This is a genomic window from Gilliamella sp. Fer4-1 (assembly GCF_001690515.1).
Lineage (GTDB): Bacteria > Pseudomonadota > Gammaproteobacteria > Enterobacterales > Orbaceae > Gilliamella > Gilliamella apicola_C.
Window position 1 is genome coordinate 1 of record NZ_LZGZ01000052.1, and the last position, 11,371, is coordinate 11,371.

Consider the following 11,371-nt stretch of genomic DNA (forward strand, 5'->3'; position numbering starts at 1 on the left):
TATGTAATATTTAAAATGAAAAGTAAATTAATAAATTTAAAAACACTTCTTATTTTAATCTCATCATTAACGTTAATTTTATGTTCGAGTATTACTATGGCGCAAACAATTCCATTAAATAAACTAACAGGGCAGTTTGATGAAAGAAAAGATAGTGATTTTATTGCATTGGATTTAACTCAATTACCAGTTAATAAAAAGGGAATGTATCTACAAAAAGAAGTTGCTGATCAGCTAATAAAAGCGTTTAAAGACTTCAAAAAAGATCACCCCAATATTCCTTTTATTGTGGTAAGTGCAACACGCAATTACGCTTACCAAAACGGAATTTGGCAACGAAAATGGGAGGCTTTATCTCATAAGCTCAATGACCCTGAGAAAATTGCCCGAGAGATTTTAAAATACTCATCAATGCCAGGTACATCAAGGCACCACTGGGGTACAGATATAGATATTACCAGTGTTTCATCTGCATATTTTAAAAGTGATAAAAAGGGCATCATTCTTTACAAATGGTTACAAGAAAACCTACCCAAATATGGATTTTGCCAAGCATTTAATGAGGGACGAAAAGGCGGATATCAACCCGAAGAATGGCATTGGTCCTACAAGCCCATCGCCAGCCAATATATTGCGCAGTACAAAGCGATACTAGAAAGTGATCCAGACGCTATTATAAAAACTTTAGATTTTATAGGTCACGATAAAATTAAGCTAGAAAGTCTAGTTAAACAGTACGTGCTCACCATTAATAGCGACTGTTATAGTTAATTACTGCTTCTCCAATAAGGCAATTCGATTGTTACAACTAATCCACCACCATCACGATTGGTTGCTTGAATAGTGCCGTTATGCATAATAACGGTCTTTCTTGCAATCGCAAGACCTAACCCGTAACCTTTGCCTAATTGAGGAGACTGGATACGGACAAATGGCTCAAAAATACTCGATAGTTTATTAGCTTCTACACCAGGCCCACGATCTTTAACTTCAATTTGTAAATACTTGCCTGCTTCTTTTAATGAAACTTCGACAGCTTGTCCAGCTTTAGAGAAGCGAATCGCATTACGAATAATGTTTTCTATAGCTCGGCGAATTTGCTCTGAGTTACCTTTAACAATAGAATGAGTAACGGACGATAAGTTGAAATGTACATCAATGAGCTGATGATTAGCCTCATAGTTAGCATCATTAATTACTACACTTATTAAGTCTTTTAAATCAAAATATTCATCGGTACGATTATTCATTTCAGCACGAGAATAATTTAGAATCTCACCGATTAGCTGATCTAATCGTTCTGATTCTAATTCGATTCTAGCTAATGCGGTATCAATATTTTGTTTGTTTTGTTGAGCAAGCCCAATCGCTAGTTGCAAACGAGCAAGTGGTGTTCTTAGTTCATGTGAAACATCATGAAGAAGAGCTTGACGATCTGAGATAAGAATATTAAGTTGCTCAACCATCATATCAAAATCTTTACCTAATTCGCTAAGCTCATCACGCCTAGGTTTTAATTTTTGGAATAATCGAACAGAAAGATCACCCTGAGATACGCGAAAAAAACCTTGTCTTAATAACCTCATGGGTCTAGTTAGATTCCATGCCAAAAACAAGCTAAAAGCTAGCCCAACACATATTCCCATTAACACAATTGGCATTGGCATATTGAATAATGTCTTTTTAACATCTTTATCTTTATCTTCTTTAAATGAAATAGAATAAAGTGTCCCATCAGGCGCGACAGCCATGCGTTGATAGACATAGGTTGGTGTTTCTAATTCGTCGGTCAAAATATTGACTTGCTCATTGATTGGAGAAACTAATTTTATTGATAATAAAGCCCTTTCTCGTTCAGGTAAATGGGCTATAAAATTAAGCGTCTCATCTTCGCCTGCTACATGTAATAGCTGGGCTATCATATCCACTTTTGTCGGCATATGATTAAGAAATTTTTGATTTTTATTTTCTACATAAACAGAAAATGCAATCCAAGTTAATTGGAAAGTGAGGTAGAAGATAACCCAAAATATAATGAGTATTTTCCAAAATAATCGACGATTCATAGCAAGCCTATTGGTTATTAGCGGATACGGTAACCGACAGCCCTAATTGTTTCAATTGTCACATCATTTTGTGCTATCTGATGTAGTTTTTGTCGAATGTTACTAATATGAACATCAACACTACGATCATAAAGTTCTCGTGCTCGACCAAGACCGATCTCTGATAACTCCTCTTTAGTTACTACCCGCTCGCTATGTTTTACTAATAAAACTAATAAATTAAACTCGGTTGATGTTAAATCAATAGCTTTTCCATTCCACGTGCATAAACGTTGGGGAAGATCTAAGGTTAAGCCATTAAAATGGTATTTTTTATCATCAACTGTTTCTACTGAACGTTCATCAAAACGACGTAAAACAGCACGTAATCGGGCTAACAACTCACGCGGATAACAAGGTTTTGGGATATAATCATCAGCGCCTAATTCTAATCCTAAAACGCGATCAATATTATCGCCTTTGGCCGTTAACATAATAACTGGCATATTACGCTGTTGCCGTATGCTTTTAAGGACATCAATACCATTAATGTCAGGTAACATCACATCTAAAATTGCAGCACGGTATTTTCCTGACAATGCTTCATCAATACCATCTTTACCCAAATAAACACTCTTGATATTGAAACCTTCATTAGTCAAATATTCACTAAGCATTTGTGATAGTTCAATATCATCATCAATTAATAAAATATTTATCATAATCGCAATCGCCATTGTTATCTAATTTTAGGTTTTTACATTATTGCAATAATAAAAAAAAAGTCAGGCTCCTTTACTAAAATATTACATATTTTTGAACGAGGAATGATAATGTAATTTACTATTATTAATAATATAAATAGTTTTTAAAGTAGCTCTATGTTACAGCATATATTTTCAAATCAAGTTAATAAGTGGCATTGAGTATTGGTTATGCCAGCGCACTAATTAATTCTAAGTAAAGATACAGTGAAGTAATATTTTTAAAGACCTATACTTTATGAATAAAATATGGAGATAAAAATTGAAACAACAAGTAATTAGGCAAGAAAAATTTAGTGTAGTTAAAAAGAACGCTAGCTATTAGTAAGCAGTAAGTTTGCATTGAAAGTAATTAAATTTTATACTTTTAACGCTTTTTATATAATCAGTTGGCGTATTTTTTTAAAAATATGCTGGACAATATTGTTTTTTATGCGTAATATTTCGTCCTGCTTCTATGGTGGCTATAGCTCAGTTGGTAGAGCCCTGGATTGTGATTCCAGTTGTCGTGGGTTCGAATCCCATTAGCCACCCCATTTATAGAATGCGGAAAACTTATAACGGCGAGTAGCGCAGCTTGGTAGCGCAACTGGTTTGGGACCAGTGGGTCGGAGGTTCGAATCCTCTCTCGCCGACCATTTTTAAATAAAATTCTACTTGTTAGCATTTAGCTATTTTCAGCCCTTGCCTGATATTTTTATTAAATTTATTACAAACCTTTGAAACCAGTTCCTCTCTCAATTTTTGTTATTTTGATTAAATATCGTATTAATATATAACGTCATGTTATCATCTCCTTATTTACAATAATAATTCTTATCTGGCTTGTTTTATGATGATATTTTGTTTTAATAATAAATATCTCTTTATATAAACGCTAATTATTGGAAATAAAATATGAAAAATGTCGGTTTTGTCGGTTGGCGCGGAATGGTTGGTTCCGTTCTTATGCAACGTATGGTTGAAGAGCACGATTTTGATTATATCAATCCTGTTTTCTTTTCTACATCTCAAGCGGGTCAAGCTGCGCCTACTTTTGGCGGTAAGACAGGGATATTACAAAGTGCAGATAATATTGATGCGTTGAAAGCATTAGATATTATTGTTACCTGCCAAGGTGGTGATTATACTTCTGAAATTTATAAAAAATTGCGTGCAACAGGTTGGCAAGGTTATTGGATTGATGCAGCATCAACACTTAGAATGGAAGATGATGCGATTATCGTGCTTGATCCTATTAATAAAGCTAACATCCATACTGCTTTAGATAGAGGAATTAAAACCTTTGTTGGCGGTAACTGTACGGTAAGTTTAATGTTGATGTCACTGGGTGGATTATTTGCTGAAAACTTAGTTGATTGGGTATCGGTTTCAACCTATCAAGCGGCTTCTGGTGGCGGTGCGCGTCATATGCGTGAGTTGCTTACCCAAATGGGGATGTTAAATGCGGAGGTTGCTAAAGAACTACAGGATCCTAATTCTTCTATTTTAGATATTGAGCGAAAAGTGACGCAAAAAATGCGTGACGGTAGTTTACCAACTGATAATTTTGGTGTGCCATTAGCAGGTAGTCTGATCCCTTGGATTGATAAAGCACTTGATAATGGGCAAAGTAAAGAAGAATGGAAAGGCCAAGCTGAAACCAATAAAATTTTAGGGACTGACGAGATTATTCCAGTTGATGGACTTTGTGTCCGTATTGGCGCATTACGTTGTCATAGTCAATCGTTTACGATTAAATTGAAAAAAGATATTAGTGTGCCAGAAGTTGAAAAACTACTTGCTTCCCATAATGATTGGGTTAAAGTTGTTCCAAATGAACGTGAAATTTCGATGCGAGAGCTTACTCCTGCCGCAGTAACAGGCACTTTAACAACGCCTGTAGGCCGCTTACGTAAACTTAAGATGGGCAAAGATTATTTATCAGCTTTTACTGTCGGTGATCAATTATTATGGGGGGCAGCTGAACCATTGCGTAGAATGTTACGCATTTTAGCTTAAACTAGATATAAAAAGTAAAGCCCGATTTGTTGGGCTTTATTTTTATATCTATAAGCTATGATTCTTTATCTTCCAGCAATGTCATTAATAATGAACCATTAAATAAAGCTTGTTGCACTAATGCAAACGCACCAATTGCTGAACGGTCATTGAGCGATGAACAATGAAGAGTAAGATTTTTTCTTAATTCTTCTAAACTTTGTGCATTTAATGCACTATTTACCGCATGCAATAGTATTTCGGGAGATTTTGTCAATTCACCTGCTAATACAATACTTTGTGGATTAAAAATATTTACCATCATAGCAACTGCTCTACCAAGATTTTCACCGGCATCTTTGACTAACTTAATTGCCAATTCATCTCCTTGGTTAGCATATTTACAGATATTGGCAATATTACAATTACCCAAACTTAATTTAGTTGGGTAACCTTGCTCAATCATTTGTTTGGCTCGATGTTCAATTGCTTTATTAATAACTCGATTTTCTAAACAACCAAAGTTACCACAATGACAGCGCTCACCTAATGCATCCACTTGGATATGACCAACTTCACCCACCGTTTGATTATGATTAGTTAACAGTTGTTGATTAATAATGATGCCTGATCCAACACCACGGTGTACACGAATCAAAATTGAGTCATCTACATCTTGGGTTGAGCCAAAATAACTTTCCGCTAAAGCTAAACTTTGAATATCATTACCAATAAAAATCGAAATATTAAACTTATGGTGTAATGCTTCGGCTAAAGGCCATGCTTTAACTGGAATATGCGGTGTATAACGAATAATTCCGCGTACAGAGTCGACCAAACCAGGTAGTACAACAGATATTGCCACAAGGTGTTTTATCTTTTTACTATTCTGTTCTATAAATTGTTCAATTAACGCGATTAAATACTCTTCAGCCAATTGCTGGGTAAATGTAGTTAGTGGGTAAATTTCGGTAACTAGATTTTTAGCACCAAGATCATAAAGTTCAATGGTAACACGGGAACGACTTAATTGAACAGCAATTGTTTGATAATAATCAAATTTTGCTTGTATTGAAACGGCTGGTCGCCCGCCTGTTGATTGTTGTGCATCAACTTCTTTTATTAGATTGCTTTTAAGAAGTTGACGAGTAATTTTAGTTATACTTGCTGGTGCTAATTGACTAATTTCCGCCAGTTGAATTCGAGATACAGGCGCTTGCTGAACAATCAAACGGTAAATCATGGCATAATTTAATTGTTTGATTAATTCAGCATTGCCAACTAGATTTAGATAATTAAAGGTCATATTTTATCTCAATATTTTCGTTAACTATCTAGCATTCTAGCTGTTCATCTCTCCATTAACAATCGTTTTCACGTTTGAAAAGTCACGATCAAAAATAACCAAGTTCGCAATTTTATTTTCACTAATTGAGCCAAGTTGTTTATCAACACCAATTGCTTTTGCTGGGTAAAGTGTCGCCATTCTTAATGCTTCATCTAAGGCGATACCCACATATTCGACTGCATTTTTTACAGCTTCTATCATGGTTAAGGAAGAGCCGCCTAACGTCCCATTTTCATCAACACATCGACCATCTTTATAATAAATGGTTTTACCTGCAAATACACCAGATTCTAAGTTTGATCCAGCAAGTAACATTGCATCGGTAATTAAAATTAAATGATCTTGTTTAATTTTGTGGCTATTGCGAATATTTGCCCAACTTACATGTTGACCATCAGCAATAACACCAACATAAACTTCAGGTTCATCATAAATAGCGCCAACAACACCAGGTTCACGCCCAGAAATATAAGGCATGGCATTAAATAGATGCGTTCCCAAACGAATACCATCGTTAAACCCTCGACGGCAATCATCATAATGGCCATTAGAATGGCCAACAGATACATGAATACCTGCATTAACCAATTGTTTGATGAAGTGGCTTTCTACTTTTTCTGGCGCTAAAGTAATAATTTTAATGACATCAGCATTTTCACATAAAAAATCAATCATTTCTTGCGATGGTTGTCGAATAATATTTTCATCATGAATACCTTTCTTTTCAGGGCTAATATAAGGCCCTTCAAGGTGCAAGCCAAGTGCTTGGTTTTTATGCGTCGTTAGATATTCACGCATCACTTTAACCGCTTTTATCATGAATTCATCAGTCGATGTGATTAAAGTGGGTAAATAACTAGTACAACCAGAGATAAGATTTGTTGCCTGCATTGCTTCTAAGGTTTCAACACTTAGTGCATCAAGCGTTTCATTAAATTGTACACCACCACAACCATTGACTTGAATATCAATAAACCCAGGCGCAACTATTGCGCCTTGTAAATTTTTAATGGTGATGCCCACCGGCAATTCGTTTTGTTTACAGATTTTTGCAATCTTATCACCGTCGATAATAACAGCGTGATTTTCAAGGATTTCATAACCTGTATAAATACGGCAATTTGTTAATGCGTACATAAGTTTATCCTTTATAAAATGGTTACTTTAAGATTATCAGTTTCCATCTGTTTAAAATATTTTAAGGTTTTCACTTTAAGATCATCAGTACTTGGTTCATCACAAACAATAATTGATGCAGGGTGCATTTGTAGTGCAGTTACGGTCCAAAGATGGTTAACACTACCTTCAACACCTGCTTGCAGCGCTAAGCTTTTGTTATGACCGCAAACTAACAAAATCACTTCTTGTGCATCCATTAAAGTTGCAACTCCAATAGTTAATGCATGTTTTGGCACTTGATTGACATCATTATCAAAAAAGCGAGAGTTAGCAATGCGTGTGTCTTCAGTTAATGTTTTAATACGCGTACGAGAACAAAGTGAAGATCCTGGTTCATTAAAGGCAATGTGTCCATCTTGGCCAACGCCACCGACAAAAATATTAATTTTGCCATAAGCTTTAATTTTCGCTTCGTATTGACGGCATTCTTCATCAATATCAGGTGCATTACCGTTTAGTATATGGATGTTATTTTTGTCAATATCAATATGGTTGAAAAAATTTTCATACATAAAAGTATGATAACTTTGCGGGTGATCTTCTGGAAGTCCTACGTATTCATCCATATTAAATGTAACAACATGTTTAAAGCTAACATTTCCGGCTTTATACTGTTTGATGAGTTGTTGATACATAACTAATGGTGAACTTCCTGTTGGTAAACCTAGCAAAAAAGGGCGCTCAGCTGTTGGTTTAAATTGGTTAATTTTATTAACAATACGCTCTGCAACCCAAGCGCCGACTTCTTGTGCATTTTCTAAAGGAATAAGTCTCATGAGATATCACCTCTTTTGATATAATTAAATAAACTCTTTTTTTTTTAAGTAAAAAATGTTGAATATATTTTACTATATTAAGACAATAAATCAAAAAATATAGTGATTTTAGTCACAAAAAAGCAATAATTAATTTGCGAAGTAAAATAATATAAGATGAAATATAATAACCAAGCTGTTTTTACTTAAAAATATATAATTACACATACTTCTTTAAGTACCATTTCAACAAATATGAGGTAACACTTATGGGAATTTTAGCTTATATGCAACGTATCGGGCGCTCACTGATGGTGCCTGTTGCCGTTCTGCCGGCTGCGGCAATACTCCTCGGGATTGGCTATTGGATTGATCCCAATGGTTGGGGGCAAAACAATATTTTCGCCGCTTTTTTAATTAAATCTGGTGGTGCAATTATTGAAAATATGCCAATACTTTTTGCTATTGGTGTTGCTTACGGCATGTCTAAAGATAAAGATGGTGCGGCTGCCTTGTCTGGTTTGGTTGGTTTTTTAGTTGTTACAACCTTACTTTCTCCAAATTCTATTGCCTTATTTAATGGCATTGACACCAGTTTAGATGGGTGGGATGCTCAAGTTCCAGCGGCATATAAAAAAATAAATAACCAATTTATTGGTATACTTGTCGGTATTATTGCTGCGGAACTTTATAATCGTTTTAGCCAAGTTGAATTACATAAAGCATTATCTTTCTTCAGTGGTAAAAGGCTTGTACCTATTATTGTTTCAGTTGTTATGCTATTAATTTCAGCTATTTTATTTTTTGTTTGGCCGACTATCTATGATGCATTGGTCGCTTTTGGTAAATATATTAAAGAATTAGGCGCTGTTGGTGCAGGTATTTATGGGTTCTTCAACCGCTTACTTATTCCGGTTGGTTTACACCATGCTTTAAACTCAGTATTTTGGTTTGATGTGGCTGGAATTAATGATATTCCAAACTTCCTAGGTGGACAAAAATCTATTGAAAGTGGGTTAGCAACAGTAGGTATTACTGGCCGTTATCAGGCAGGATTTTTCCCTGTTATGATGTTCGGCTTACCTGGTGCAGCGTTAGCTATGTATCATACAGCTAAAAAAGGTAATAAAGATAAAACGGCTTCAATTATGTTAGCTGCTTCATTTGCTGCATTTTTTACAGGCGTTACCGAGCCGTTAGAATTTGCCTTTATGTTTGTTGCACCTATGCTTTATTTTGTACACGCTGTTTTGGCTGGTATCTCACTTTATATTGCTGCTGCAATGCAATGGATTGCAGGATTTGGTTTTAGTGCTGGTTTAGTGGATATGCTACTTTCAAGTCGTAATCCGCTTGCTGTTCACTGGTATATGTTAATTCTTCAAGGATTAGTGTTCTTTGTTGTTTATTATGTGGTATTCCGCTTTGTTATTATTAAATTTAACCTTAAAACACCGGGTCGTGAAGACGATGATACTACTGTTTCATCAACCGAAAATGTTCAGCAAAAGCAAGCTGTTGGTGATATTTCTAAACTTGCCGAGCAATATTTAGCAATTGTAGGTGGTAAAGAAAACCTAACTAATATTGATTCTTGTATTACACGTTTGCGTTTAGGTGTAAATGATTCTGATCTAATTGATGAACCAGCAGCCAAAGCACTAGGAGCAATGGCAGTTATTAAATTAGGTAAAACGGGCGTACAAATTGTCGTTGGAACGCAAGCTGAAAAAATTGCCGACGGGATGAAAAAGCTAGTCTAATTAAGTTAAAATAAAACTTATTCGATTAAATCGACTTAACATGGTAATCCATCTTATTAATCAGCTTTGCTGAAAGGTAGGGTGGATTATTTATACTATATGAATTTATATCGTATAAAAATATAGCTAATAAAAATCAGATTAGTTTTATTGTTGAATATTATATTTGTAAAGAAGTTTCAGGAAATATATACTTTTCACTATAAAATCAAAACCGTAAGATGACATCTTGAATAGAAAGTAGTTGACTTATAGATAGCGCATCAAGCACTTTATTAGGAATATTTAATGTGGCATTTGCTAAATTTCGTGCTTCTAATGAAGATTCGCATACATAAACATCTTCGATATCATAAAGTTCAAGCATATTAAGTGTAGCAATATAATCACGCATCAAAATTTGATTAGGTTGTTGATTAGGCAATAAATGCAATACCCCATCATTTATGAAAAAAACCGAAACATGATTGATGGCTGATACAGCTAAAGCTACATCGAGCGCTTCTCGACCTTTAGCATTTCCATGCGGTGGTGAGCTAATAATAATTGCCACTTTTTTCATTCTAACGACCTTAAATCAAAATTGAACCGTACGATCTGACATAGCAATTGATTCACTCAGTTCACCAAGCCCTGTTAATTCAAAATGTTCAGCAAGATTACCCTCAGTAACACCACGTCTTTGCGCTGCTGCGACACACACAGCTAATGTTAATGAATATTTCTTTGCTAACTGTTGCCATGCTACAACTAAATTAAACTCATCATTAGCTGGATCTGTATAATGATTAGCATTATATATGCCATCAGCATAAAAAAAGATATTTTTAATTGAATGAGAAGTTTTTGTCAGCAATGTATGCGCAAATTGGTAAGCGCAATAAGCAGATTGGGTCCCATAAGCAGGACCCAAAACAACAAGTGTATAGTTTAATGAGTTCACAAAATTATTTTGCTTTCTGTGAGTTAGTTTCTTGTGAATTTTGATCCTTGGCATTACCATTATCAATGCCCAATAATTCAACTTCAAAAACCAAGGTTGAAGCAGGTTGAATAGAGGCTTTATCATTTTGACCAGGGAAACTTTGATCTCCATAAGCTAATTCAGGTGGAACCACTAGTTTAATTTTACCGCCAACGCCAATTAATTGAATGCCTTCTGTCCAACCTTTAATTACGCCGTTAAGTGGGAATGTTGCTGGCTCACCTCGATCATAAGAGCTATCAAATTTACGCCCATCAGTTAATGTCCCTGTATAATGAACAATAACTGTATCTTCAGCTGTTGGATGGCTCTCTGAACCCTCTTTAATGATTTGATAAAGCAATCCAGATTTGGTTTTTTTAACGCCATCTTGTTTAGCAAATTCTTCACGAAATTTATTGCCAGCAGCTGTATTATCTGCTTTTTCTTTTTCAAAACGGGCTTTACTTTCTTCTTGAATACGTTTACCAAACGCATCTAAAATAGTTTTAACATCATCTTTTGAAAGTTGCGATGCATCACGGAATGTTTCATTGAAACCACTGATTAAAT

General features: G+C 35.1%; 11 protein-coding genes and 2 tRNA genes. 5 read left to right on the forward strand and 8 right to left on the reverse strand.

Annotated elements, in window-relative coordinates:
• Window positions 1–771: M15 family metallopeptidase (locus A9G30_RS01695; RefSeq protein WP_218057683.1), on the forward strand; the 771-nt coding region annotated here is incomplete at its 5' end.
• Here the strand turns inward: A9G30_RS01695 and A9G30_RS01700 are convergent.
• Window positions 768–2,066 carry an ATP-binding protein gene (locus A9G30_RS01700; protein WP_065587852.1) on the reverse strand — a complete coding sequence of 433 codons (1,299 nt, stop codon included), beginning with the start codon at window positions 2,064–2,066 and terminating at the stop codon, window positions 768–770. The genes A9G30_RS01695 and A9G30_RS01700 overlap by 4 nt on opposite strands.
• Before the next feature lie 17 nt (window positions 2,067–2,083).
• Complete coding sequence (locus A9G30_RS01705; protein WP_065568294.1) at window positions 2,084–2,764, reverse strand: response regulator transcription factor; 681 nt, start codon at window positions 2,762–2,764, stop codon at window positions 2,084–2,086.
• A gap of 505 nt (window positions 2,765–3,269) precedes the next feature.
• Here A9G30_RS01705 and A9G30_RS01710 point away from each other — a divergent pair.
• From A9G30_RS01710 to asd, 3 genes are all read left to right on the forward strand, one after another.
• Window positions 3,270–3,345: transfer RNA gene (locus A9G30_RS01710), tRNA-His, on the forward strand.
• A gap of 25 nt (window positions 3,346–3,370) precedes the next feature.
• Window positions 3,371–3,447, forward strand: a tRNA-Pro gene (locus A9G30_RS01715).
• A gap of 259 nt (window positions 3,448–3,706) precedes the next feature.
• Entirely contained in the window at window positions 3,707–4,810 is a 1,104-nt protein-coding gene (gene asd, locus A9G30_RS01720) for an aspartate-semialdehyde dehydrogenase (RefSeq protein WP_065579833.1), read from the forward strand.
• Between the two features lie 55 nt (window positions 4,811–4,865).
• Here the strand turns inward: asd and A9G30_RS01725 are convergent, their stop codons facing one another.
• The 3 genes from A9G30_RS01725 to nagB are packed head-to-tail and all read right to left on the reverse strand — an operon-like array spanning window position 4,866 to window position 8,092.
• Window positions 4,866–6,095, reverse strand: a complete 1,230-nt coding sequence (locus A9G30_RS01725; RefSeq protein WP_065587853.1) for an ROK family protein — start codon at window positions 6,093–6,095, stop codon at window positions 4,866–4,868.
• Between the two features lie 36 nt (window positions 6,096–6,131).
• Window positions 6,132–7,274, reverse strand: coding sequence for an N-acetylglucosamine-6-phosphate deacetylase (nagA, locus tag A9G30_RS01730; RefSeq protein WP_065579835.1), 1,143 nt, complete (start codon window positions 7,272–7,274; stop codon window positions 6,132–6,134).
• An 11-nt stretch (window positions 7,275–7,285) separates the two neighbouring features.
• Window positions 7,286–8,092, reverse strand: a complete 807-nt coding sequence (nagB, locus tag A9G30_RS01735) for a glucosamine-6-phosphate deaminase (RefSeq protein WP_065568249.1) — start codon at window positions 8,090–8,092, stop codon at window positions 7,286–7,288.
• 248 nt (window positions 8,093–8,340) lie between these two features.
• Here nagB and nagE point away from each other — a divergent pair, with 248 nt between their 5' ends.
• Window positions 8,341–9,834 carry an N-acetylglucosamine-specific PTS transporter subunit IIBC gene (gene nagE, locus A9G30_RS01740; RefSeq protein WP_065587854.1) on the forward strand — a complete coding sequence of 498 codons (1,494 nt, stop codon included), beginning with the start codon at window positions 8,341–8,343 and terminating at the stop codon, window positions 9,832–9,834.
• 208 nt (window positions 9,835–10,042) lie between these two features.
• Here nagE and tusC read toward each other — a convergent pair whose 3' ends face one another.
• From tusC to fkpA, 3 genes are all read right to left on the reverse strand, one after another.
• A complete protein-coding gene (gene tusC, locus A9G30_RS01745; RefSeq protein ID WP_065587855.1) occupies window positions 10,043–10,396 on the reverse strand; it encodes a sulfurtransferase complex subunit TusC in 354 nt (117 codons plus the stop codon).
• Window positions 10,397–10,411: 15 nt separating this feature from the next.
• Window positions 10,412–10,777 carry a sulfurtransferase complex subunit TusD gene (gene tusD, locus A9G30_RS01750; RefSeq protein WP_065581523.1) on the reverse strand — a complete coding sequence of 122 codons (366 nt, stop codon included), beginning with the start codon at window positions 10,775–10,777 and terminating at the stop codon, window positions 10,412–10,414.
• A gap of 4 nt (window positions 10,778–10,781) precedes the next feature.
• Window positions 10,782–11,371: FKBP-type peptidyl-prolyl cis-trans isomerase (gene fkpA / locus A9G30_RS01755; RefSeq protein ID WP_065587856.1), on the reverse strand; the 590-nt coding region annotated here is incomplete at its 5' end.

Coding starts and splice junctions, on each gene's coding strand:
- A9G30_RS01725 (WP_065587853.1), bottom strand. CDS start 6,095: ATGACCTTTAATTATCTAAATCTAGTTGGCAATGCTGAATTAATCAAA.
- A9G30_RS01700 (WP_065587852.1), bottom strand. CDS start 2,066: ATGAATCGTCGATTATTTTGGAAAATACTCATTATATTTTGGGTTATC.
- nagE (WP_065587854.1), top strand. CDS start 8,341: ATGGGAATTTTAGCTTATATGCAACGTATCGGGCGCTCACTGATGGTG.
- nagB (WP_065568249.1), bottom strand. CDS start 8,092: ATGAGACTTATTCCTTTAGAAAATGCACAAGAAGTCGGCGCTTGGGTT.
- nagA (WP_065579835.1), bottom strand. CDS start 7,274: ATGTACGCATTAACAAATTGCCGTATTTATACAGGTTATGAAATCCTT.
- tusC (WP_065587855.1), bottom strand. CDS start 10,396: ATGAAAAAAGTGGCAATTATTATTAGCTCACCACCGCATGGAAATGCT.
- asd (WP_065579833.1), top strand. CDS start 3,707: ATGAAAAATGTCGGTTTTGTCGGTTGGCGCGGAATGGTTGGTTCCGTT.